Genomic DNA, 23,540 nt, shown 5'->3' with positions numbered 1-23,540 from the left:
CTCCTCAATACGGCGGGAAAGGTCTCCGCCATCTTGCCGCATTAAGTTACCGGCCGGTATGGCATCGGGCGGCGGCGTGGCCCAACTCACGTAAGGCGCCGCCGCGTAACGTACCGTCACGTGAGCCACGCGCCGCCCGCGTCGGATGCTGCTTGAGTTCATGCGCCCCGTTTCACACGCCCGAGCTCACTCGCCGCCGACGCCGCCTTCCACGGGCTCCTCCTGCACGGTGCCGTACACCGGGCCGTCGCCGACCGGCAGAAGCTCGTGGATCTGCGGCTTGAGCCAGTTGGTGAGCGAGTTGAGCAGGTCCTCCGACACCAGGTCGCCGACGCTCATCACGTGCGCGACGTCGCCCGCGAGCGATGCGGCGTGCCCGAGCGCCGAGTCGCGGTCCCACGTGCCGTACGTCGCGGCGCGCGCGTAGCCGCGCGAGAGCCTGGCCGCTCCGGTGCGGCCGGTCTCGGCGATGACCTTGTCGGCCACCGCGAGCGCGTCGAACTTGACCCGGGCGAAGTCCAAGCCCGCGCTGTCGATCCGGCGGCCGATCGCGTCGAGTTCCTCGCGCTTGAGGCCGGTGAGCGCGTAGATCAGGCCGAGCACGTGGCGGCCGTGCGGGCCGTACGACCACCAGGCAGGAACCTCCGCGATCACCAGGAACTCCCGGGTGACGATGGACTGCGCGCCGACGGCGGAGCTTGGCATGAAGTGCTCGGGCGCGGGCACCGCCTGGAGCTGGAAGAGCCGGAACGCCCCGTCGACGCCGAGCGTCAGCGTCATGTCGTCGGCGATACCGAGTCCGGTCTGTGCGGGCTCCGGGTGCACCAGCAAGCCGTATGGATCGGTCGACCGTTCGTCCTCGGGCAGGTCGGGGACCTGGATGAAATGCGTTATACCCCGCCCCAGCGCGTCGGCTATGTCCACGGTCTGCCGATCCGGCCCGACCTGCCTAGTGCCGTCCATGCGCGCGATCACGTAATAGGTTGCCATCGGAGCCTCGTCAGCCCTCCCTGTCGTTTTCGCGCCCTATCCTGCCTCACCGCACCGGCTTACGTCAGCGCGTGGCCGGTATTCAGCCGCCTGGATACTCATCACCGAGCGCGGCGCCGTCGCGAAGAGCAGTGATTATGTCCAGCACCGCGTCGGCGACCGCGTCAGGGCGATCGAAGGGAATGTAGTGTGCGCTGTCCGCCAGTTCCACCAGCTCGCCGCGCGGTGAGAGCGCCATGAGCTCCCGCTGCCGCAGCCGCCAGGCGTCGGCGACCCGCGAGGCCAGGCCGTGCGGCATCAGCGCCCGCTCGATCCGGGAGCGGCCGAAGGCCGCCAGCACCCGCAGCGGCACCGGCGGGAAGGGCTTCTCGCAGCGCAGTTCCAGCAGCTCGGCGGCGATGTCGAAGTACAGCGTGTTCTCGACCATCGCGGCGACGCCGGGGCGCCCGGCGGCGAAGGTGGCGGCGACCAGGGCGGGATCGGCGGTCTTCGGGCCGCGCAGCGTGGTGGCGTCGATGATCGCGCGCCACACCGCCGGGCCGACGAGGCCGCCGAGCCCGGTGGCCCGGCCGACGCCCGCGATCAGCCGCCAGCGGCGCACCCGCTGCGAATACGCGGGCGGCGGCGCGGCCTGCGGCTCGGTCGAGCTGTCGACCAGCACCACACCGGCGGTCAGCTCGGGGAACATCCGGGCGACGGCCTCGACGTGGAACCCGGCCAGCGAGTGCCCGACGAGCACCGCGGGGCCCGGCAGGTCCAGCGCCTTGAGCAGCTGCCTGATCCGCTCGGCCTCGCCGGCCAGCGTCGGCGGCACGGACGCCGGCTCGGACCAGCCGAGGCCCGGCCGGTCGAAGCGGACCAGGGTGGCCCGCCCGGCCAGCAGCGGGACCACCGCGTCCCAGTCGTACCAGGCCCCGCCGAGGCCGCTGGCGAAGAGCACGACCGGCACGCCGTCGGGCCCCTCGTCCACCACCACGTGATGAGCGCTCCCGGCCACGCGCACCAGCCGGCCGGGAACCAGCCGCCGCAGGCTCTGCGACGACGACTTCGTCACCCCACGCATGGACCAACTCTAAAGCTCGGTCCATAAGGGGCGCGTCAACCCTTGAGCCGATACTCCTCAAGAAGGCGGCGCCCGATGATCATCTTCTGGATCTCCGCGGTACCCTCGCCGATCAGCAGCATCGGGGCCTCGCGGTAGAGCCGCTCGATCTCGTACTCCTTCGAGTAGCCGTAGCCGCCGTGGATCCGGAACGAGTCCTCGACGACCTCCTTGCAGTACTCCGCGGCCAGGTACTTGGCCATGCCGGCTTCGAGGTCGTTGCGCTGCCCGGCGTCCTTGACCCGCGCGGCGCGCACCATCATCTGGTGCGCCGCCTCGATCTTGACCGCCATCTCGGCCAGCTTGAACTGGATCGCCTGGTGCTGGGCGATCGGCTTGCCGAAGGTCGAGCGCTGCTGCGCGTAGGCGACGCCGAGTTCGAAGGCCCGCAGGGCGATGCCGCAGCCGCGGGCCGCGACGTTGACCCGGCCGACCTCGACGCCGTCCATCATCTGCGCGAAGCCGCGGCCGGTCGCGGCCGCGCCGCCGAGTACCCGGTCCGCTGGGACACGGACGTTGTCGAGCACCAGCTCCGTGGTGTCGACGCCCTTGTAGCCCATCTTGGCGATCTTCCCGGGCACGGTCAGGCCGGGGCGCGTCTCGCCGAAGCCGGGCTGCTTCTCGACCAGGAAGGTGGTCAGGTTCCGGTGCGCAGCCTGCTGGCCCTCGTCGGTGCGGGCGAGCAAGGCGACCAGGCTGGACGTACCGCCGTTGGTCAGCCACATCTTCTGGCCGGTGATCAGGAAGTCGTCGCCGTCCCGCACGCCCTTGGTCTTGATCGCGGCCACGTCGGAGCCGAGTCCGGGTTCGGACATGGAGAACGCCGCGCGCACGCTGCCCTCGGCCATCCTCGGCAGGAAGTGCGCGCGCTGCTCGTCGGTTCCGTGCTGCTTGATCATGTACGCGACGATGAAGTGCGTGTTGAGGATGCCGGAGACGGACATCCAGCCGCGTGAGATCTCCTCGACGACGAGCGCGTAGGTCAGCAGCGACTCGCCGATCCCGCCGTACTCCTCCGGGATCATGAGGCCGAACAGCCCCATGTCGGCCATGCCCTTGACGATCTGCGCCGGATACTCGTCGGCGTGCTCAAGTTCCATCGCGACCGGGATGATCTCCTTGTCCACAAAGGCGCGGACGGCGGCGAGGATCTCCTGCTGGACCTCGCTCAGGCCCTCGGTACGGGCTAGACGTGCCATGGCTGAAGCTCCTTCCCCTACCGCGTGACCGGCGGCTCGAACTTGGACGTGCGCGCGAACCCGGCCGCGCGGCCCTTGCCCGCGATCACCAGGGCCATCTTCCGGGAGGCCTCGTCGATCATCTCGTCGCCGAGCATCGCCGAGCCCTTCTTCCCGCCCGCCTCGGAGGTGAAGTACTCGTACGCGTCGAGGATCAGTTCGGCGTGGTCGTAGTCCTCCTGCGCCGGGGCGTACAGCTCGTTGGCGATGCCGATCTGGTCCGGGTGCAGCACCCATTTGCCGTCGAAGCCGAGCGCGGCGCTGCGTCCGGCGACCCGGCGGAAGCCCTCCGAGTTGCGGATCTGGAGGTACGGGCCGTCGATCGCCTGCACGTCGTGGGCGCGCGCGGCCATCAGGATGCGCATGAGGATGTAGTGGTAAGCGTCGCCGACGTCGTACCCGGGCGGCTGCTCGCCGACGACCAGCGACTTCATGTTGATCGAAGCCATGAAGTCGGCCGGGCCGAAGATGATCGTCTCGATCCGCGGCGAGGCGGCCGCGATGGCGTCCACGTTGACCAGGCCGCGCGCGTTCTCGATCTGCGCCTCGATGCCGATCCGGCCGACCGGCAGGCCGATGGTCTTCTCGATCTGGGTGAGCAGCAGGTCGAGCCAGACGACCTGCCCGGCGTCCTGGACCTTGGGCAGCATGATGCAGTCGAGGTTCGCGCCCGCACCCTCGACGACGGTGATCACGTCGCGGTACGTCCAGTGCGTGGTGAGGTCGTTGACGCGGACCGTGCGGGTCTTGCCGGTCCAGTCGCCGTTGTTGAGCGCGTCCACGATCTTCAGGCGCGCGCCCTCCTTCTCCAGCGGGGCGCAGGCGTCCTCCAGGTCGAGGAAGGCCTGGTCGGCGGGCAGTGACTGGGCCTTCTCCAGAAAGCGCGGGTTGGAGCCGGGAACAGCGAGGCAGGAGCGGCGGGGGCGGTTGGCGGTGTCACGTGACGGCACGGTGTTGGTTGGAGACATGGTGTTGGCTGGAGACACTCTGTTCATCGAAGACACCGTGTTCATCGAAGACACTGTGGTCGGCGTCGCTGTGTCCGTTGGCGCAGTGCTCGATGACACTACGCCGGCGTTCGATGACACTGCGTTGGCGGGCGGCACGGGGGCCATGGGGCGGGTTCCCTCCCGAAACGGGTACGGACCTGTGGTACCCGCCAGGTTACTCGCCGGTCACTTCCGTCGTCTCGGGTGTGCCGAAGTGATCCGTGCCACGCGCCGCGACACCTGAGCGAGCCGTCACCACGACGAGGCCGAGCAGGATCAGCGCCGCGCCCGGGATCATCGACCAGCGCGGAACCTGGTGCAGCCACAGTGCCGCGATCACTGCCGCCGTCGGGACCTCAAGCAGGATGCACAGCGAGACGACGGTCGGGCTGGTCGTCTTGAGCACGCGGTTGAACAGGGTGTGCCCGAGCAGTTGGGCCCCCGCGGTCAACGCCAGGATCTTGATCCACGCGTTGCCGGACAGGCCGCCGAGCCGTTCCCCGGTGGCGAGGGCGAGCCCGGCCAGCACTATCGCCGCGGTCGTGTAACAGACCACCGCGTACGGGGCCAGCGACACGGTCTGGCGGACCTTCGCGCCGAAGGTCATGTATATCGCCGCGAGCGCTCCGGCCAGCAGCGCGAGCAGGTCACCGGAGAACGCGCGCACCGAGACGTGCAGGTCCACCCCGGACAATGCCACCACGCCGGCGACCGCGAGCAGGATGCCGACCCAGGCCTGCCGCGAGACGTGCTCGCCGCGGATCGCCGCGATGAAGGCCGCGAAGATCGGCTGCGCGGCGGCGAACGCGGTGGCCGAGGCGACCGAGGTCATCGTCAGGCTCGGCGTCCAGGCGGAGAAGTGCAGGCCGAGCGACACTCCGGAGGCGAGTATGGCCAGCCACTGCGCGCCGCTGAGCGCCCGCAGCTCGCCGAGGCGCCGCCAGAGCGTGAACGGCGTGAGTGCCGCGGCGCCGAAGACGTTGCGCCAGAACGCGATCGCGAGTGCGGGCGCCGCGGTGGCGGCGATTATCGGCCCGGACGTGCCGACACCGGCGACCGCCACCGCGAGGAGGACCATGTCAGCGGCCGGAGGCCGGTGGACAGCGGAGACTCGGCGGAGTGCGGGTGCGGCGGCGGCCTGAGGCGTCAGGGGTGCTCCTTGGTTGCGGCTGTGACACCTGTTGCCGCAAGGGTAGCGCCGAGGTCGCGAACTTCTACACGCCGTCCCCCCTATGAGACGGGAAAGCGGCCTGTGGGAGAGTTCTGAGCCATGACCAGCCCGTCATCGCCCACGACTGCACGCACCTCCGCCGGCCGCTCCGCGCTCTCCGTCCCGGATGCCGCGCTCGTCGAGGAGGCGTGCAAGAAGTCGGGGCTGATCTGGGTCGCCGTGCCGGGCGCGCGCGACCGGGCGGCCTGGCACGTGTGGCACGAGCACGAGGGACGGGGCGCGGTCTACGTCGTGGTCGGCGGCGGCGAGCAGTCGCTGCCCGGCCTTGCGGACGGCCTGACGGTGCGCGTCACCGTGCGTTCCAAGGACAAGGGCGGCCGTCTGGTGGCCTGGCCTGGCTTGGTCACGCAGATCACGCCGGGCAGCGAGGAGTGGTCCACCGTCGTGCCCGCGCTGCACGCGAAGCGGCTGAACGCTCACGACGGCGAGGCACAGCCGGAACGCTGGGCCGCGAACTCGGCGATCTTCCGGATCCGGCCGCAGGGCGAGCCGTTCGAGGCACCCGGCCGTTTCGCGACGGCGTCCGGAGCCGCCCCGGTACCGCCCTCCCCCGCCACCACGCGCTCACGCTGACCCTGCGCGCCCTCACGCCGCCCCCAAGTACTTCCCCACTCTCCTAATGCTTGCCGGAGCGGCTTGAGCTCGGTTGCGGGGACTGCGAGGCAGACGGCGAATCCGACGACGCACCGTCCGGAGACGGCGACGGGCTCTGCGAGCCGGACTGTGAGGGACTCGCGCTCTGCGACGACGTGTTCTGCGGGCCCGTAGCCGTCGGGCTGCCGGTGGGGCTGCCTGAGGGCGAGGCGGACGTCCGTAGGGCGCTCGGGTTCAGCGTAGGGAGCACCAGGAGCGCGTTGTCGAGCACCTGGCCGGGCAACGGCGCCTGCACGGCGAACCGATCCTCGTAGTCGGTGAAGTCGATCTGGCCCTGGTAGCTGCCCGCGGTCGGCGCGATCCGCAGGATGTACGGCTCGCCGTCGGTCGCCACCCAGATCGAGGCTCTGTGGCCGTCGCGGCCGACGCCGTCGAGCTCCAGCGCGGTGACGGAGTTCACCATGCTGACCGCGCCCTTCTTCCAGGTCGCGGACGTCTGTAGCAGCCGGTCGAGCAGGAAGCCGATGCGGGTGTCGTCGCTGAACCCGGCGTATCGGGGGTCCGCGGAGGGGATCTCGACGTACAGCCCGCCGTAGGCCTTCCCGTGGTCCAGCGCGCCGGCCGCTGCCCAGAACGAGGAGGGCTCGGCGGTCCACACCTCGTCCTCGATCCGCAGCAACCGGCTGGTCACGGCGCCCGCGGCGATGTCGCCGACCGCTCCGAACTGCGTGAAGACCATGTCGAGGTGGAGGGTTCCGGCACCGGTCGGCACGCCTGCCGCAGAGGTCGAGCCGGCCGAGTCGCCGGACTGCCCGTCCAGGTCGGATGAGGAGTTGCCGGAGTCGGCCGGGGAATACCCCGCCGAGGCCGTCCCGGTGGCGTCAACGGGGACCGGCACGCCGGTCAGCGTCCCGCTCAGGTGCACGGTGGGTGCGGATGAGGTGACCTTGATGGTCTTGGTCACGATGGCCTGCGGATCGAGCGCGGCGATCCCGTTGCCGGTGTACGGCACGCCGGACGCCTCGATCACCTGCGGCCGGAACGACCGGTGCGCGGCGTCGTCCGCGGAGCAGCCGGCCAACGCCACGGCCACCGCCACGGCGACGCAGGGACCGAGGACGGCCGAAGCCTTGGATATGCGCGCCATTGTTCGACTTGCCGTCACTTCCGTGTCCGCACAGGTGTCTCCGAGTCCGGCAGTGTAGCGAAGGCAGGTGGACGTCACGCCGCTGAATCAGTACATGTCTGTGCTTCGTGAGCTAGTGCAGCGGCACCAGCTTTCGGCGGCCTTCCGTGCTTCGCGACCTACCGTGAAGCGGCGGCCCCGGGCGCACATACGATGGGACCATGGCTGAGATGACCACGACCGTGAACCCGCCCACCGCGCAGCAGGTGCGCGCCGCGCTGGAACGGGTCCAGGACCCGGAGATCCACCGCTCGATCGTCGAGCTGGACATGGTGAAATCGGTCGAGGTCGACGCGCACGGCACCGTGGACGTGGCCATCTACCTGACCGTCTCCGGCTGCCCGCTCAAGGACCGGCTCGCGCAGGACATCAACGAGCAGGTCACCGCGCTCGGCGGGGTCGAGTCGGTGCGCATCGAGATGGACGTGATGAGCGCCGAGCAGCGCCAGGCGCTCCAGGCGAAGCTGCGCGGCGGCCGCCCCGAGCGGGAGATCCCGTTCGCCCAGCCCGGATCGCTGACCCGGGTCTACGCGGTCGCCTCGGGCAAGGGCGGGGTCGGCAAGTCGTCGGTGACGGTCAACCTGGCCGCCGCGATGGCGGCCAAGGGGCTGAAGGTCGGCATCGTCGACGCGGACATCTACGGCCACTCCGTGCCGCGGATGCTGGGCATCGAGGGTCGGCCGACGCAGGTCCAGGACATGATCATGGCTCCTGACGCGTTCGGCGTGCGGGTCATCTCGATCGGCATGTTCGTCCCGGGCAACGAGCCGGTGGTCTGGCGCGGGCCGATGCTGCACCGCGCGCTCAACCAGTTCCTCGCCGACGTCTACTGGGGCGACCTCGACGTGCTGCTGCTCGACCTGCCGCCCGGCACCGGCGACGTCGCGATCTCAGTGGCGCAACTGGTGCCGAACGCCGAACTGCTGGTGGTGACCACGCCGCAGCAGGCCGCCGCCGAGGTCGCCGAGCGGGCGGGCACCATCGCGCTGCAAACCCGGCAGCGGATCGCCGGCGTGGTGGAGAACATGTCCTGGCTGCCCTGCCCGCACTGCGGCGAGAAGGTGGAGGTCTTCGGCTCCGGCGGCGGCGAGGCGGTGGCCGAGGCGCTGACCGTCGCGACCGGGGCGAAGGTCCCACTGCTCGGCCAGGTGCCCCTCGACCTGCGGCTGCGTGAAGGCGGCGACCGCGGCGAGCCGCTGGTGCTCGCCGATCCGGACGCCCCCGCCGCCGAAGTGCTGCGCGGCATCGCCGACCGGCTCACCACGCGGGCCCGCGGCCTGGTCGGCATGTCGCTGGGGGTCTCGCCCGTCGCGAGGTGACTCCCCGGCGGCGCCGGAGCGCTAACGTCGAACGCATGGAACTCGATCACGTTGTCGTCTGGGTCGACGACCCGCTCAAGTCCATCGATTTCTATGTGAACGTCGTCGGCCTCGCTCCGGTGCGCGCCGAGGAATTCCGGGCCGGCGAGGCACCGTTCCCCAGCGTCCGGGTGTCGGAGCGATCGATCATCGATCTGACGCCGCGTCAGGACGCGGAAGCCGTCAACGCGATGACCAGGGCGACCGGCACGGCGGGTTACCCCGTCAACCACATCTGCATCGCGATGAGCAAGCAGGAGTACGAGGCGCTGATCGAGCGCCTGGAGCTACACGGCGCGGACATGTCCTACCGGACTGTCACCTACGGCGCACGCGGCAACGCTCCGCGCGCCTTCTACTTCCACGACCCTGACAACAATGTGATCGAGGCCCGGTACTACGACTGACGCCCCGTGAGGGGCTCGTAGCGGCGGCACAGACGCCATGTTCGATCAGGGTTCGATCAGGCCCGCAGCTCGATCAGATTCCGTAGTCGGCTAGGTTGGCCCTGGTGAACGCCAGCGAGTAGGCGGACACGCCGCGTCCGTACGCGCCGAGGAAGCAGTGCTGCGTCGCGGTGGCCAGCACCCAGCCGTATTCGGACTCCCGGTAGTGGAACACCTGCGGCATCAGGTCCACGGTCAGCGTCAGCAGCCGCCAGGGCAGGTCGCCGAGCCGGTCCGCGACCTGCCCGGCGAGGTCGCGCTGCTGGTCGATCCAGTCCTGGCGGATCGCCGCGGCCAGGTGCCAGGGCCACTGCTCGTCGACCAGGCCGACGCCAGCCACCGCGGCCACTGTGGCGACGGTGCCGGCCTCGACGAAGCCGCGGGAGGTGCCGTCCCGCAACCGCGCGGGGCGGCGCGGCAGCGGGGCCATCGTGACCACGGTGACCGCACGGCGTTGCGGGTCGCCGCCGGGCCGTCCGGACGCAGGGTCGCCGTGCAGGAGGGTGCCGTACTGGACCGTGCCGTCGGCGTCAGTGCAAAGGGCGCCCAACCGGCGCGCGCCGCGCCAGCCGCCGTCCAGTCCATACCAGGGGAGCTGGGCCGCGCGGAAGTCGGCGTGCCCGTCACGGGCGGCGGGGATCGGGGGGAGAGACGACTCGGCTTGGTGCGGGGTCTGAGCCGGGCTGGTCAATACTCAACTCCGTGTACGGGGACTCTCGGTGGTTCACGTCGCGTCGGCGTCGAAGGGAGGGCGCTCCCCAGCGGCCAGGGCGTTCTGCGCGGGGCGCGGGGCCGGCACGTTGTCCGGCGCGCCGAGCGTGCTGAAGTTGCGCAGATCGTGGTTCAGCTCGTCACGCAGCTCGCGCAACTCGTTGCCCTCGCCGAGCAGGTTCTTGCGAACGAAGGTCTTCGGATTCAGGTCCTGTAGGTCGAGGCCGTCGAACTCCGGCCCGAGCTCGTTGCGCAGGTCTGCCCGGGCGTTCTCGCCGAAGGCCCGGACCTGGCGCAGGAAGCGCGCCGCGTTCGCCGCGGCCTGCGGCAGCTTGTCCGGCCCGAACAGGACGATGGCCAGCCCGAGCAGCACGACTATTTCGAGCGGGGACAGATCGAAGAACATCGCGGTGCTCCGGCGTCGGCGAGCAGATGAGAATCCGGTCCGAGGGACCCGCATCCACATTAACCGTCCGGACCGCCGCGTAGACAGAGGCTGCGCCGCAGCCGCCCGGAAAATGATCGCGCGAAACGGTCACCCGGCAAGCCGCCATACGCTGCGGCGGGCCCATCTACGGAGCAGTCGGCGACCGGTGCGGGCCATGCTTGATCGGCGGTCACCGATCATTGGTCAGCGATCGATGATCAGGACAGGCGGTCAGCGACCGGTGGGGAAGGCCCGGCCGAGGAAGGACGAGGGGTCGGCGGTGGAGACCAGGCCGCCGCGGCGCGGCAGACGCTGGCGGTTCATCGCCCCGTCGCCGAGGCCTGACTCGCGGTCCTCCGGCAGTTCGCCGATCGGGTGCAGGCCCACGGCGAACTCGGGCAGGAACGCCGACGAACGGCCGAGGAACCCGCCGACCTGCGGCGGGGAGCCCGCGGGCGGCTCCGCAGGACGCTCGGTCTGCGGAATCTGGAACAGCGCGGCCATCAGCCGCGCCGAGGGCTCGGGCATCGGCATCGCCTCGATCTGGTTCTTCAGCACGCGCTCACGCTCGACCAGGGTGCGACACTGCGCGCAGCCGGCCAGGTGCGCCAGCGCACGGTCGCGGTCGTCGTGGGCGAGTTCCCCGTCGACGAGCGCGCCGAGGCGGGCGCCGAGGTGATCGCTGAACCGGCCCATCACAGCTTTCCCTTCCCACGGCTCGTGCGCTCCGCGTCGTCCCCGATGATCTCCAGCGGCGGCAGGCCCGCCGCCTCGCTCGGAGCCCGGTGCGCGAGCGCCGCGCGCAGCTGGCTGCGTCCGCGGTGGATCCGGGACCGCACGGTGCCCAGCTTCACGCCGAGCGTCGCGGCGATCTCCTCGTAGGACAGGCCCTCGATGTCGCAGAGCACCACCGCCGCCCGGAACTCCGGGGCGAGTTCGGCCAGCGCGCGCTCGATGTCGGCGTCGAGGTGGTTGTCGAAGAAGGCCTGCGCGGGGGTCGGCTCCCGGCCGGCCAGCCGGTCGGCCGCGTCCTCGGCCAGCCCCTCGAAGCGGATCTTGCTCTTGCGGCGGACCGAGTCGAGGAAGAGGTTGGTGGTGATCCGGTGCAGCCAGCCCTCGAAGGTGCCCGGGGTGTAGCTGCTGAGCGAACGGAACACCCGGACGAACACTTCCTGGGTCAGGTCCTCGGCGTCGTGCCGGTCCCCGGTGAGCCGGTAGGCCAGCCGGTAGACCCTGGCCGAGTGAGTACGCACGACCTCGTCCCACGACGGAGGCGCCCATTCCGCCCCGCCCGGCCCCGCGGCCGGGAAGGAATCGAATCCGGCCTCGCCATAGTCACTGCCGCCCCCGAGCGCCACGGCACTACCTCCTCGTCGTCCGAGTACCGCTGTAGTAACCATAGCTTCCCTCTACGACTCAATGGCTGAGAGCGACCTGTGAACCTTGACAGAAGTCGGCTCAAGGTTGGTGAGACGCGTCTCACCGGTCCGTGAGAGTTCCGACCGGCCCGCCAGGGCCCGACACCCGGGAAACGCTCGGCCCCGGCGCCGGGTTCCCGGGCGCCGGGGCCGGATCAGCCGCTGGCTGCCGGGCAGCTGGGCCGCCGAAGGAGCTGCGAAGGGATTGCGTGCGAACAAGCCGGACTACGCAGCGCGCTAGCCGACCACGTTCTTCAGCGCGTCACCGAGTGCGCCCGCCTCGTCCGGCGAGAGCTCGACGACGAGTCGGCCGCCGCCTTCGAGGGGCACCCGCATCACGATGCCGCGCCCCTCCTTGACCACTTCGAGCGGGCCGTCGCCCGTCCGCGGCTTCATCGCCGCCATCCTCGTTCCCCTTCCTCGTCGGGTGGTCCGCCGCCGGGCTTCGGGCTGGCGGGCCGGGTACATCCGGACCGGGCCGGCTGAGCTGGAGGGCGCGCACGGAGTTCCCGCCGGCCCGACGCCACTGCTCACGACCACGCTGTTCAGAACCACAGTCTGGCGCAGGGCGCGCGGACACCCTGACCGAGGCCATTATCCCGCACGTCACCGGCCCTGGGAAAACACAACTTGAGAACAAGCTGGCCCAGAGCGTTACCTCCGGGTAACTTGTTCGCGTGAGCCAACAGTCCGTCAGCACTCAGGAAACCGTCCGCTACGAGATCGATTCGGCGGTCGCCACCATCACGCTGAACCGGCCAGACGAGATGAACGCACTCGACACGCCGACCAAGGAAGGCCTGCTCGCGGCGCTGCGCTCGGCCGAGCAGGACGAGCAGGTGCGGGCCGTGGTCCTCACCGGCAGCGGCCGTGCCTTCTGCGTCGGCCAGGATCTGCGCGAACACGTGCGCAGGCTCGACTCGGGCGAGCCGCCGCTGGCCACGGTGCGGGAGCATTACAATCCGATCACGCTGGCCATCGTCAACATGCCGAAGCCGACGATCGCCGCCGTCAACGGCGCGGCGGCGGGCGCCGGGGCGGCCTTCGCGTTCGCCTGCGACCTGCGGATCGCCGCCGACAACGCGTCGTTCACCCTCGCGTTCTCGCAGGTCGGCCTGTCCGCGGACTCGGGCGCGTCGTGGACTCTGCCGCGTCTGGTCGGTACCGCGAAGGCGATCGAGCTGCTGTTCAACCCGCAGCGGATCGGCGTGCGCGAGGCGTCGCAGCTGGGCCTGATCAACGAGATCGTGCCCGCGGACCGGTTGAACGAGCACGTGGCCGCACTGGCCGCGCGCCTGGCTGCCGGGCCGACTGTGGCATACGCGTCACTGAAGGCCTCGGTGCACTACGGCGCTGCACACACGCTGGAAGAGACACTCGAATTCGAAGACGCGATGCAGACCCGCTGCGGCACGACCGCGGATCACCGCGAGGGCGTCGACGCGTTCCTGGCCAAGCGGCCACCGAACTTCGCCGGTAAGTGACCCCGGCAACCGACTTTTCGTCGGTAAGAGATTCTTAGCGCCGAACGCGGCCGTTCGGGCGACGAAGGCTGCCCGAGAAAGAAGTCGTCCGCTGCCTCAAACGCTTCATCACACGCGGGATCTACCAAGCCCTGGCAACGTTCGACACCCCACAACCCAACCCGGTCACGCCCACTCCAGCCACTTGGCATGCATAAGAGTTAGCCGTTCCCCTGCTGTGACGCATCGTGGACGTGGAAATTTGGAGTGGGGCCGCCTTCTGACGCCGTGTGATGTTTGAGTTCGAGCCCGCACGGGAGCGTCACCGTGGCCACTGTGCGATGTGATTACCGCAGCGTGGTTACCACACAGTGCGATCGGCTTACCGTGCGATCAACGTATAGCGTGTCCGGATCAGAGCACGTCGGCGAGCGTCTGGAAGTCGACGTACGCGCGGTGCGCCTGCCGGACCGTCTCGCGCAGGAACGGGCGCTTGCCCTCCGCGTAAGCGGCCGGGTCGTCGCGGAACTCGCGGGCGAGCCGACGCTTGAGGTCGGCGTACTGCTCTCGGCGATCCGCGTGGTTCGCGAGGTACTGCACGAGCAGCAGCTGGTCGTACTCAAGCACACCGCCCGCGCGGCACACGTAGACGTGCGTCTCGCAGCGCGGCGCATGAGCCGGAAGCCTGCCTGGCTGCGCGACAAACACCCGCCGGTCGGCCTCACGCACACACAGGGCGAAGCCGAGGCGCTCAAGCGCGCCGCGATACTCCTCCTCGGCCTCGGGTTCTGACACCGAGACCTGGAGATCGAGGTGCGGCCGGCCGGGCAGGCCCGGCACCGCCGTCGAACCGATGTGGTCGACGCGCACCGCATAGCCGCCGAGCGCGCCACGCACTAGATCGGCGCACACTGTGAAGCGATCGGACCAGGCACTATCCCAGGACTTGATCTGTACCGGCGCCAAGTCGCCCACGGCGACGGCGATCTCTACTGCCATCCAACACCTCCCGCCTGAGGTGAAGTCAGGAAACCGCGCAACTCGCGTGCAGTCAAGAGGTTACGCAGTAACGACCGTGCGCAATAAAAGTATCACGGAATGGCAACGCTCCAAGTGGCGCGCGGTATGGCGCAGCAGCGCAACGGGCAGCGGCCGGAACGTGACCTTCGAGCCCTGCCACCTGCGCAGCTCAGCAGGGGTGGCGCGGCAATTCGACACTCTTATTCGACGATGCGTTCGTTTTCCGCTTGCTGCTGAACCGGTGTAGCGGATCGGTCAATCGATCCGGTCTTCGGATTCAGCGAAGTCTTCGACGGCTGAGTTCTCAGCGGCTGCGCGGTCAGGTATGGGCTCGGATTCGGCGTCGGCGTCCGCCAGCGCCACGGCAGCGGATTCGAGCACGGACTCACCGTCCCCGGCCTCGGCTCCGGAGCTCTCGGCGGACTGCGGCGCGTGCCCTTCGAGTTCCGCGATGCGCTGCTCACGCTGCTCGATCTCGCGCGCGAGCCGGTCGAGCACGTCGTCGACTTCGTCCATCCGGTATCCGCGGGCGCCGACGGAGAAGCGCACCCGGTCCACGTCGGTCCCCGCGAGCAGGCCGTCGCCGGGCAGGGCGAGGTCCGGCCGGTCCGGCATCGGCTCGGACATGTGGCCGCCCCCGCCGATAGCGAGCCAGCCGACAGCCGCGAGCAGCGCGACGATCACCACCAGTTGGAGCCAGTACATCGCGTCCTCGTTCCTCTGTTCGTATGATCCTTCGGACACGCACCCAGCGTGATACGGGCTCTTCGGACTTGGCCGGGGCTTCGTTTGCGGCTGTGGGCCCGTCCGCCGCTGTGTGCCGGCCGACCCTGCGCCGCGGACCCGGCCAAGTCCGAAGAGCCGTAATCTGCCGCAGAGCATAGGGTACGGGTCCCGCAATGGCATGAAGGGTACGCCTGCATGGTCGAGGACGGATTCCGGCTTGGCCGGCACCGGTTCGGGCGGCACGAGCCGGTGATCATGGCGATCGTCAATCGCACCCCCGACTCCTTCTACGACAAGGGCGCGACGTACGGCGAGGCCGCCGCGATGAAACGTGTGCAAGAAGCGATCGCGCAGGGCGCCCGGATCGTGGACATCGGCGGGGTCAAGGCCGGGCCGGGCGACGAAGTGGACTCGGCGGAGGAGATCCGCCGGGTGGTCTCCTTCGTCGAGGCGGTGCGCGCGCGGTTCCCCGAGGTGGCGATCTCGGTGGACACCTGGCGGGCCGAAGTCGGCGAGGCGGTCTGCCGGGCCGGCGCGGACCTGCTCAACGATGCGTGGGGCGGTTACGACGCGGATCTCGCCCAAGTCGCCGCGAAGCACGGCGTCGGCCTGGTGTGCATGCACACCGGCGGCGCCGTGCCGAGGACGCGGCCGCACCGGGTCGCGTACCCGGACGTGATGGCCGACGTGCTGGAGCAGACTCTGGCCCTGGCGGAACGCGCGGCGGCACTCGGCGTCCCGCGCGAGTCGATCCTGGTCGATCCGGGCCACGACTTCGGCAAGAACACCCGGCACTCGCTGGAGGTGACCCGGCGCCTCGGCGAGTTGGCCGCGACCGGCTGGCCGGTGCTCGTCTCGTTGTCCAACAAGGACTTCATCGGCGAGACGCTGGATGTGCCGTTGCAGGGCAGGCTGACCGGGACGCTGGCCGCGACGGCGGTGTGCGCGTGGCTGGGGGCGCAGGTGTTCCGGGTGCACGAGGTGACCGAGACCCGGGAGGTGCTCGACATGGTCGCGTCGATCGCCGGGACCAGGCAGCCCGCGGTCTCGCGGCGCGGCCTGGCGTAGTCGGCGGCGTGAGAGAGGCGCCGTGAAAGACTGGCTCCGTGGACGAGCCGGATATCAAGACGCTGCTCGCGACGGACCGTGCCCTGGTATGGCATCCGTACGGGGCCATGCCGGGTGCGCTCGAACCGTTGCTGGTCACCGGCGCGTCGGGGGTGCGACTTGAGGTGGCGCTGCCGGACGGGACGCGGACCGAGCTGATCGACGGCATGTCCTCGTGGTGGGCGGCGATCCACGGTTACCGGCACCCGGCGCTCGACGCGGCGGTGCGTGATCAGCTCGGGCGAATGGCGCACGTGATGTTCGGCGGCTTGACACACCGGACCGCCATCGAACTGGCGGCCAGGCTGGTCGAGCTCACCCCCGGGCCGCTGCGGCACGTGTTCCTGGCCGACTCGGGCTCGGTGTCGGTCGAGGTCGCGATCAAGATGTGCCTCCAGTACTGGCAGTCGGTCGGCCGCCCGGGCAAGCGCCGCCTGCTGACCTGGCGCGGCGGCTATCACGGCGACACGTTCCATCCCATGTCGGTGTGCGATCCCGAGGGCGGCATGCACAGCCTGTGGCGCGGCGTGTTACCGGAGCAGGTGTTCGCCGAGGCGCCGCCGGACGGGTTCGAGTCCGAGCCGTCCACCGCGTACGTAACGCACCTCGCGGATCTGATGGAACGTCACGCAGACGAGCTCGCGGCGGTGATCGTCGAACCGGTGGTTCAGGGCGCCGGTGGCATGCGTTTCCACTCTCCGGGATACCTGAGGACGCTGCGCGAGTTGTGTGACGAGCACGACGTGCTACTGGTCTTCGACGAGATCGCGACCGGATTCGGACGCACGGGCACGCTGTTCGCGGCCGAGCACGCGGCGATCGCACCAGACGTGATGTGCGTGGGTAAGGCGCTGACCGGCGGCTACCTCACGATGGCGGCGGCGTTGTGCACGAGCCGGGTGGCTGAGGGCATCAGCCGGGGCGAGGTACCCGTGCTCGCGCACGGACCGACGTTCATGGGCAATCCGCTGGCCGCGTCCGTCGCGCTTGCGTCGATCGACCTGCTGCTGGACCCGACGGCACGCGGCGGAGTTCCGTGGCAGGCGGACATCGCACGACTTGAGGCGCAGCTGCGCTCAGGACTGGCGCCGGGCCGAGCGTTGGCGGGCGTGAAGGACGTGCGCGTCCTCGGCGGCATCGGCGTGTTGCAACTTGACCGGCCGGTCGACATCGCCGCAGCGACTCGTGCGGCCGTGCGACGCGGCGTGTGGATCCGGCCGTTCCGCGACCTCATCTACACGATGCCGCCCTACATCACCGGGGACGGTGATCTCGCCACGATCTGTGGCGCGCTGCTCGACGCGGCGGCCGACTCGACCGCCGCCAACAGCTAAGAGCGGCCACAGACGCCCTCTCAGCCCTCCGGCCACTGTTCGCCTGCTCGTTCCGCCGCGACCTTCTGCGCGAAGGCGGCGGACTCGTCGGCGGCGCGGCTTCCGTTCGCGCCCTTGATCGCCTCCACCGCCTCCGCCGGGGAGTCGGTCAGCGTGAGCAGCGCGAGGTCCGCGGCCGAGGCCTTGCCCTGCGTGACCATCGTCGTGCGCAGCCACTCGGCCAGACCGGACCAGTACGCGGTGCCGAGCAGCACGATCGGGAACGAGGTGACCTTTCGGGTCTGCACCAGCGTCAGCGCCTCGAACAGCTCGTCCATGGTGCCGAAGCCGCCGGGCAGCACCACGAAACCCTGGGCGTATTTCACGAACATCGTTTTGCGGGCGAAGAAGTAACGGAAGTTGACGCCTAGGTCGACGTAGTCGTTGAGGCCCTGCTCGAACGGCAGCTCGATGCCGAGGCCGACCGAGATGCCGCCGCCCTTGACCGCGCCCTGGTTGGCCGCCTCCATCGCGCCGGGACCACCGCCGGTGATCACCGCGTAGCCGGCCTCGGCGAGCAGTCGGCCGACCTCGACGCCCTGCGCGTACTCGGCCGAGTCGGGTTTGGTGCGCGCCGAGCCGAACACGGCCACCGCCGGACCGAGCTCGGCCAGCGCACCGAAGCCCTCGACGAACTCGGCCGTTATGCGGTGCACCCGCCACGGGTCCGAGTGCAGCCAGTCGGTCGGGCCGCGCGAGTCCAGCAGCCGCTGGTCCGTCGTCGACTCCTGCACCTGCCCGCGGCGCAGCAGCACCGGCCCGCGGAAGCGCACCCCGTTCAGCCGCTTTTCCTGCGGCTCAATGTCATCAGTCACCCTGGAAAGGGTACCCCCGCGCGCGCCGACACTCGGGGAACCGCACGTCAACCGTGTGTGAACGCACGGCAGGCACCGGACTTAAACGACTTGGCCGCGCATCAGATCCGGCAATCCGTCCGGGCCTTCGGGCTGCTATCCACGGGCGAATGTTCCAGCCACGGCACCGGCCGCCACGCCGCCGGTCAGACTCGGGACCGCCGGCATGACCGTGCTCTGCGGCCCGGTGAGATGCTTGGTCAGCCAGTCGAAGGCGACAGGCTCGGTGGCCTTCCACACCCCGACGTTGTGGCCGCCACGCTCAGCGAACAGCCGCTCCACCGACGTGGGGGTTCTGGCCGCCGAGCTCATCGCGACCGCCTCGGCGCCCGTGGAGCCGTCCTGGAGCGTGCCGGTCAGCAGCAGCGAGACCTGCGCCGGCGGCCGGTGCTGGATCAGCCACAGCGGGCTGTTCTGGTCGTACACGGCGGTGCCCGGCTTGAGCAGGTCGCCGTCCGGATGGTCGTCCCCGCTCATCGAGACCGCGGCGGCGTATTCACCCGGGAATTGGAGGAGCAGCTTCGAGGCGCACAGCCCGCCCTCCGAGTAGCCCATCAGGCCCCAGCCGGAGCGGTCGGTGGCGGTGCGGAACGAGGTCTCGACCAGGCTGTGCACGTCGCGCGTGAGCCAGGTGGCCACCTGCGGGCCGCCCGGGATGTTCGAGCAGTCCGCGTTGTGCGGCGGGTCGACGTTGATCGTGGCGCCTACGAGGATGGCGGGCTTGGCCACGCGGTCCTGCACCTCCTTGGCGAGGAAGCCCGGCGCCGCGAGGCCGTGGAACCAGGAGCCCGGCGAGCCGGGATAACCGGAGAGCAGCTGGATGACCGGGAACTCGGTGTGCCGGTAGGCCTCCTCGTTGTACTCGGGTGGCAGCCAGACCGCGATGTCCCCGGTGACGCCGGACGCGGGTCCGGTGATCACGGCGTGCAGCTCGCCGGGCAGGGCGCTGTCCGGCTGGAACAGCGCCGCGTTCGGCAGCGCGCGGTCCGCTCCCCGTCCGGCGGACTCGGCGCCGGTGGTCGCGGTGATCACCGGGTTACCGGCCTGGATGCGGCCGAGCGAGCCGTTGTCGCCGAACAGGTCGGACCAGGAGGTGTACAGCTGGAACGAGTTGTTGATCATCAGCGCGGCGAGCAGCACCGCGAATCCCTGGCACAGCGCGATGAGCGCGAACCGCTGCGCTATCCGCAGCGGGTCCGGCCCGCGCAGCCGACCCCACAACAGGACGGTGACAAGCGGCAGCGCGATGACCGCCGCGATCACCGCGTCCAAGAACAGCCCGCTGGTCAGTCCCATGTCCTCGCCCGATTTTCACCCGTGAGTACCGCAGGCGCCCACCGCGCCCCGTTCTTCCCGCCGCGGTGTCCTGCGGATGTTCTACCCATGATCGACGCCTGAAGCCCGGTTCAGGTTGCCTTCATTATCAGGCTTGTTCGGCATCTTTCAGATAAAGCCAGCGCAACAACAGTTGCTCGGCTTCACGAACCTTGGCGAGGGACACGTGCTCGTCGCGAGTGTGTGCGAGGTTCGGGTCGCCGGGCCCGTAGTTGACCGCCGGGATGCCGAGGCCCGAGAGGCGCGCCACGTCGGTCCAGCCGAGCTTGGCCCGCGCCGGAGCGCCGGTCAACGCCGCGAGGCCGGCCGCCTCGGGCAGGTCCAGGCCGGGGCGCGCGGCCGGGGCGCTGTCGACGATCTCCACGTCGTAGCCCTCGAAGAGCGCGCGGACGTGGTCAGCGGCCTGAGTCTCGGAGCGGTCCGGAGCGTAACGGTAGTTGACCAGCACGGTGCACTCGTCCGGGATGACGTTGCCCGCGACGCCGCCGCTGATCCCGACCGCGTTGAGCCCTTCGTGGTAGAGCAGCCCGTCCACCTCGACCTGCCGGGCCTCGTACTCGGCGAGCCGGCCGAGGATCGGCGCGGCGCCGTGGATCGCGTTCCGCCCGAGCCAGGACCGCGCGCTGTGCGCCCGCACGCCCGAGACGGTGATCCGGGCGCGCAGCGTGCCCTGACATCCGCCCTCGATGACGCCGTCCGTCGGTTCGAGCAGCAGGCCGAAGTCTCCGGACAGCCAGTCGGGGTGTTCGCGGGCGACGTGGCCGAGACCGTTACGGGCGGACTCGATCTCCTCGCAGTCGTAGAAGATGAAAGTCAGATCGTGCGACGGTTCTGGGCCGTTCACGGCGCCGACGGCGGCGGCGATCTTCAGCTGTACCGCCACGCCGCTCTTCATGTCCGAGCTGCCGCAGCCGTAGAGCACGTCGCCGACCAGCTTCGACGGGACGTTGTCCGCGATCGGGACGGTGTCGATGTGCCCGGCCAGCACGATGCGCCTGTCCCGGCCGAAGAACGTGCGCGCGACGACGTTGTGGCCGTGCCGGTCCACGGTCAGCCGGGGCAGCGCGCGCAGCGCCTCCTCGATCGCGTCGGCCAGCGGTTTCTCCCCGCCGCTGACCGAGGGGAAGTCGACCAGCGCCGTGGTCAGCGCCGCGACGTCACGGGACAGGTCGATCGGGCCTTCCAGGTCCGAGCCCGGCGCCATCAGGCGCTCATCCCGTGGTCGCGCAGGATGTCGTTGAGCTGGGCCTTGTCGTGCCGCCGGCCCTCGTCGAGCCGCTTGAGCACCAGGACGCACGGCAGGCCGAAGGCACCGCCGGCGAACTGCTTGGCGCGCGTGCCGCCGACGGCGACCGACCAGGCCGGAATGTGGCCGCGGCTGATCTCCTCGCCGGTCTCCACGTCGATGACCGGGATGGTCGCGGACAGGATGGTGCCCGCGCCGACCATGGCGCCGCGGCCGACCCGCGCGCCCTCGACGATCATCGAGCGGCTGCCGATCATCGCCTCGTCCTCGACCACGACCGGGACCGCGTTCGGCGGTTCGAGCACGCCGCCGACGCCGACGCCGCCGGACAGGTGCACGTTCTTGCCGATCTGCGCGCAGGAGCCGACCGTGGCCCAGGTGTCGACCATCGAGCCGGAGTCCACGAAGCCGCCGATGTTGGTGAAGCTCGGCATGAGCACCACGCCCGGTGCGAAGTAACTGCCCCAGCGCGCGATGGCGCCGGGCACGACGCGTACTCCGGGGAAGACCTTCTTCAGCGGCATCCGGTCGTGCTGGTAGAACTCGCCAACGGTGGCCTCCGTCATCTCCAGCAGCTTGAAGGTGAGCAGGATGGCGCGCTTCGCCCGCTCGTCCACGACCACGGCGCCGGTGTCCGGTTCGACGAAGGCGACACGGGCCGTTCCGGCGTCGAGCAGATCGACCGCTTCGACGACGAGTTTGCGCGCATCGGCGTCGGCGGGACTCAGTTCGGCGCGGCGCTCCCACAGTTCGTCGATCACGACGGGCAGCGGGCTGGCGAAGGTCGGCGGCGTCATGTGCCAAGACTAGTGCGGAGCCGTGACACGACCCCGACCTGGTCCGTACACCGATCGCGTACGGTAACGGGATACGCCTGCCCGATGACGGACGACGAGGGAGCATCGTGCCGCGCACCGCCGAGAACCACCATGCCGCGCCGGTCGACACGAACCGCGGCGGAGGCGGTTGGCTGAAGATCCTCATCGCGGTGCTGGTGGTCGCCGGGCTGGTGGCGGGCGCCGCGATCTGGGCGCTGAACAAGCTCGGCCACCTGTCGATCTTCCAGTCCTCGGGCTGCACGGCCACGTCGTCGGCCGGGAGCATGAGCCTGGACCTGGAGCAGGCGCGCAACGCGGCCACGATCTCGGCCGTGGGCCTCTCGCTGAACGTGCCGACCTTCGGGATCCAGGTGGCCCTGGCGACCGCACGTCAGGAGTCGAAGCTGCACGACATCGGCTACGGCGACCGTGACTCGGTCGGGCTGTTCCAGCAGCGCCCGTCGCAGGGCTGGGGCACGCAGGAGCAGATCATGGACCCGGTGTACGCGAGCACGAAGTTCTACCAGGCACTGCTCAACGTCCCGGGCTGGCAGAAGATGTCGCTGACTCAGGCGGCCCAGGCGGTACAGCATTCCGGCCTGCCTGACGCCTACGCGCAGTACGGGCAGTTCGCCACGGTCATCGCGGCCGTATTCACCGGCGGCGCGGGGCCCGGCCTCGGCTGCACGCTCGATGGTCCGACCTTCTCGCCGCAGGCCAAGGCCGCAGGGAAGCTGCTGACCGCGCGCGGTCAGGCGGTGATCGACGACCTGCGCGCGCAGTTCGGGACTGCGAACGTCGGGAAGGTCACCGGCTTCGGCGCGGACGGGGGGTCGTTCGACGTGGCCGCGCCGGCGTCGGCGGCGGGCGGCGACGCGGCCGCACGGAACTGGGCCTTCGCGAACTGGGCGGCGGCGCAGGCGGAGACGCTGGGCGTCGGGAAGGTCTCGTACGGCGGGAAGACCTGGAACGCGTCCGACGGAGCGTCAGGGTGGACCTCGGATTCGAGCGCCGCGGCCACTGGCAGCAGCGTGCACATCGTCATGGTGACCGGGAGCTGAGGGCTCTTCGAACTCGGCCGCGGCGGCGCGCAGGGTCGGCCGACGCGCAGCGGCGGGCGAGCCTACAGCCACGCACAGAGCCCCGGCCAAGTTCGAAGAGCCAAGCTGAGACAGCTCTAAAGAGTGACGATTCACTGAATCGAGTGAACAGTGAGCTGTCGATTCAAAGATAGTTACCGTTTCGTTATCTTTATCGCGCAACTTCGCCGCGCTCTCATCGATGTTCAGTTTGGGATTACCACCCGCCTTTCTGACCATTCGAGGAGCACCATGAGCATCCCGCAGGCTCGAAAGGGCCGCCACGCCGCACCGGCCCGGCCGACCGGCCGCAGGCTGGCCGTCGCCGCGGCGGCACTCGCCGCCGGAGCGGCCCCCCTGGTCTGCGGTGGCACGGCGGCTGCGGCGACCGCGTCGACGCAGCCCGACCTGTCCGCGCTCGTGCCCACGCTCGCGCTGCCGGAAACGGCACTGCCGGTCAGCCTGCCCGACTCGCTCGGCGCGCTGACGCAGGGGTTGCCGCTGACGCGGGATCTGCCGGTCAACGAGGCGGTCAGTGAGGCCGTGCCGCTCTTGGGCGACGTGACATCTCCGGGTGGCCTGGGCCTGCCCCCGAAGCAGCCCCCACAGGCGGGGCAGTTGGTGCACTCCGCGCCGCTCACGCAGCAGCCTGACGCGGTCGCCGAGCAGCTCACCAGCGCGCTGCCGATGGCCAACCTGGTGTCACAGCTGGCCCCGACGTCCGGCGGACCGCTGCAACTCACGCCGCACGCGCTGCAAGACGGCGTGCTCGGCACGCTGACCTCGGGCATCGCGCCGCAGACGAGCTCATTGACCGACGGACTGGTCG

24 protein-coding genes and 1 pseudogene are annotated in these 23,540 nt (G+C 70.1%); 8 read left to right on the top strand and 17 right to left on the bottom strand.

Annotation, left to right across the window (positions count from 1 at the left end):
• Positions 1–186: 186 nt before the first annotated feature.
• The 5 genes from VGS97_RS01845 to VGS97_RS01825 form a co-directional block, all read right to left on the bottom strand.
• Positions 187–990 (bottom strand): hypothetical protein, encoded by an 804-nt coding sequence (locus tag VGS97_RS01845; protein WP_326851385.1) that lies wholly within the window; start codon positions 988–990, stop codon positions 187–189.
• A gap of 82 nt (positions 991–1,072) precedes the next feature.
• Positions 1,073–2,053 carry an alpha/beta hydrolase gene (locus VGS97_RS01840; RefSeq protein ID WP_326851384.1) on the bottom strand — a complete coding sequence of 327 codons (981 nt, stop codon included), beginning with the start codon at positions 2,051–2,053 and terminating at the stop codon, positions 1,073–1,075.
• Positions 2,054–2,088: 35 nt separating this feature from the next.
• Positions 2,089–3,291: an acyl-CoA dehydrogenase family protein gene (locus VGS97_RS01835; RefSeq protein WP_326851383.1), complete on the bottom strand. Its 1,203-nt coding sequence runs from the start codon at positions 3,289–3,291 to the stop codon at positions 2,089–2,091.
• A gap of 17 nt (positions 3,292–3,308) precedes the next feature.
• Positions 3,309–4,298, bottom strand: a complete 990-nt coding sequence (locus VGS97_RS01830; protein ID WP_349261942.1) for a CoA ester lyase — start codon at positions 4,296–4,298, stop codon at positions 3,309–3,311.
• 196 nt (positions 4,299–4,494) lie between these two features.
• Positions 4,495–5,397, bottom strand: coding sequence for a DMT family transporter (locus tag VGS97_RS01825; protein WP_326851381.1), 903 nt, complete (start codon positions 5,395–5,397; stop codon positions 4,495–4,497).
• A gap of 192 nt (positions 5,398–5,589) precedes the next feature.
• Here VGS97_RS01825 and VGS97_RS01820 point away from each other — a divergent pair, with 192 nt between their 5' ends.
• Complete coding sequence (locus tag VGS97_RS01820) at positions 5,590–6,123, top strand: hypothetical protein (RefSeq protein ID WP_326851380.1); 534 nt, start codon at positions 5,590–5,592, stop codon at positions 6,121–6,123.
• 43 nt (positions 6,124–6,166) lie between these two features.
• Here VGS97_RS01820 and VGS97_RS01815 read toward each other — a convergent pair whose 3' ends face one another.
• Positions 6,167–7,291, bottom strand: coding sequence for a hypothetical protein (locus VGS97_RS01815; protein WP_326851379.1), 1,125 nt, complete (start codon positions 7,289–7,291; stop codon positions 6,167–6,169).
• 200 nt (positions 7,292–7,491) lie between these two features.
• Here VGS97_RS01815 and VGS97_RS01810 point away from each other — a divergent pair, with 200 nt between their 5' ends.
• The gene (locus tag VGS97_RS01810; protein ID WP_326851378.1) at positions 7,492–8,649 is read left to right on the top strand and encodes an Mrp/NBP35 family ATP-binding protein; all 1,158 of its coding nucleotides are present in this window, start codon (positions 7,492–7,494) and stop codon (positions 8,647–8,649) included.
• A 35-nt stretch (positions 8,650–8,684) separates the two neighbouring features.
• Positions 8,685–9,095: a VOC family protein gene (locus VGS97_RS01805; protein WP_326851377.1), complete on the top strand. Its 411-nt coding sequence runs from the start codon at positions 8,685–8,687 to the stop codon at positions 9,093–9,095.
• Between the two features lie 73 nt (positions 9,096–9,168).
• On the opposite strand, the gene VGS97_RS01800 is transcribed toward VGS97_RS01805, so the two are convergent.
• The 5 genes from VGS97_RS01800 to VGS97_RS01780 all read right to left on the bottom strand — a co-directional run bounded on the left by VGS97_RS01800 (position 9,169) and on the right by VGS97_RS01780 (position 12,095).
• Entirely contained in the window at positions 9,169–9,825 is a 657-nt protein-coding gene (locus VGS97_RS01800) for a hypothetical protein (protein WP_326851376.1), read from the bottom strand.
• Positions 9,826–9,858: 33 nt separating this feature from the next.
• Positions 9,859–10,251, bottom strand: a complete 393-nt coding sequence (locus tag VGS97_RS01795; protein ID WP_326851375.1) for a sec-independent translocase — start codon at positions 10,249–10,251, stop codon at positions 9,859–9,861.
• A gap of 252 nt (positions 10,252–10,503) precedes the next feature.
• Positions 10,504–10,968 (bottom strand): zf-HC2 domain-containing protein, encoded by a 465-nt coding sequence (locus tag VGS97_RS01790; RefSeq protein ID WP_326851374.1) that lies wholly within the window; start codon positions 10,966–10,968, stop codon positions 10,504–10,506.
• On the bottom strand, positions 10,968–11,630 hold the full coding sequence (gene sigE / locus VGS97_RS01785; protein WP_326851373.1) for an RNA polymerase sigma factor SigE: 663 nt from the start codon (positions 11,628–11,630) through the stop codon (positions 10,968–10,970). The genes VGS97_RS01790 and sigE overlap by 1 nt, the downstream gene beginning before the upstream one ends.
• Positions 11,631–11,927: 297 nt before the next feature.
• Positions 11,928–12,095, bottom strand: a complete 168-nt coding sequence (locus VGS97_RS01780) for a DUF3117 domain-containing protein (protein WP_211467520.1) — start codon at positions 12,093–12,095, stop codon at positions 11,928–11,930.
• Positions 12,096–12,367: 272 nt separating this feature from the next.
• On the opposite strand from VGS97_RS01780, the gene VGS97_RS01775 reads away from it, so the two are divergent.
• Positions 12,368–13,174 (top strand): enoyl-CoA hydratase-related protein, encoded by an 807-nt coding sequence (locus VGS97_RS01775; protein WP_326851372.1) that lies wholly within the window; start codon positions 12,368–12,370, stop codon positions 13,172–13,174.
• A 393-nt stretch (positions 13,175–13,567) separates the two neighbouring features.
• Here the strand turns inward: VGS97_RS01775 and VGS97_RS01770 are convergent, their stop codons facing one another.
• A complete protein-coding gene (locus tag VGS97_RS01770) occupies positions 13,568–14,152 on the bottom strand; it encodes a GrpB family protein (RefSeq protein WP_326851371.1) in 585 nt (194 codons plus the stop codon).
• 276 nt (positions 14,153–14,428) lie between these two features.
• The gene (locus tag VGS97_RS01765) at positions 14,429–14,917 is read right to left on the bottom strand and encodes a DivIVA domain-containing protein (RefSeq protein ID WP_326851370.1); all 489 of its coding nucleotides are present in this window, start codon (positions 14,915–14,917) and stop codon (positions 14,429–14,431) included.
• 177 nt (positions 14,918–15,094) lie between these two features.
• Here VGS97_RS01765 and folP point away from each other — a divergent pair, with 177 nt between their 5' ends.
• Complete coding sequence (gene folP, locus VGS97_RS01760) at positions 15,095–15,967, top strand: dihydropteroate synthase (RefSeq protein ID WP_326851369.1); 873 nt, start codon at positions 15,095–15,097, stop codon at positions 15,965–15,967.
• Positions 15,968–16,005: 38 nt separating this feature from the next.
• Entirely contained in the window at positions 16,006–17,340 is a 1,335-nt protein-coding gene (locus tag VGS97_RS01755) for an adenosylmethionine--8-amino-7-oxononanoate transaminase (protein ID WP_326851368.1), read from the top strand.
• Between the two features lie 20 nt (positions 17,341–17,360).
• Here the strand turns inward: VGS97_RS01755 and VGS97_RS01750 are convergent, their stop codons facing one another.
• From VGS97_RS01750 to VGS97_RS01735, 4 genes are all read right to left on the bottom strand, one after another.
• A complete protein-coding gene (locus VGS97_RS01750) occupies positions 17,361–18,194 on the bottom strand; it encodes a TIGR00730 family Rossman fold protein (RefSeq protein ID WP_326851367.1) in 834 nt (277 codons plus the stop codon).
• 135 nt (positions 18,195–18,329) lie between these two features.
• Entirely contained in the window at positions 18,330–19,529 is a 1,200-nt protein-coding gene (locus tag VGS97_RS01745) for an alpha/beta hydrolase (protein ID WP_326851366.1), read from the bottom strand.
• A 127-nt stretch (positions 19,530–19,656) separates the two neighbouring features.
• On the bottom strand, positions 19,657–20,772 hold the full coding sequence (gene dapE / locus VGS97_RS01740; protein WP_326851365.1) for a succinyl-diaminopimelate desuccinylase: 1,116 nt from the start codon (positions 20,770–20,772) through the stop codon (positions 19,657–19,659).
• Positions 20,772–21,611 (bottom strand): 2,3,4,5-tetrahydropyridine-2,6-dicarboxylate N-succinyltransferase, encoded by an 840-nt coding sequence (locus VGS97_RS01735; RefSeq protein WP_326851364.1) that lies wholly within the window; start codon positions 21,609–21,611, stop codon positions 20,772–20,774. The genes dapE and VGS97_RS01735 overlap by 1 nt, the downstream gene beginning before the upstream one ends.
• A 107-nt stretch (positions 21,612–21,718) precedes the next feature.
• Between VGS97_RS01735 and VGS97_RS01730 the strand changes: the two genes are divergently transcribed.
• Positions 21,719–22,693, top strand: coding sequence for a hypothetical protein (locus tag VGS97_RS01730; protein WP_326851363.1), 975 nt, complete (start codon positions 21,719–21,721; stop codon positions 22,691–22,693).
• A 270-nt stretch (positions 22,694–22,963) separates the two neighbouring features.
• A pseudogene (locus VGS97_RS01725) lies at positions 22,964–23,540 on the top strand (hypothetical protein); the annotation flags it as partial.

This window comes from Actinocrinis sp., assembly GCF_035946395.1.
In the GTDB taxonomy this organism is placed as follows: Bacteria; Actinomycetota; Actinomycetes; order Streptomycetales; family Catenulisporaceae; genus Actinocrinis.
Note: the sequence above shows the minus strand (reverse complement) of the source record. Positions and strands in the feature narration are given on the sequence as shown.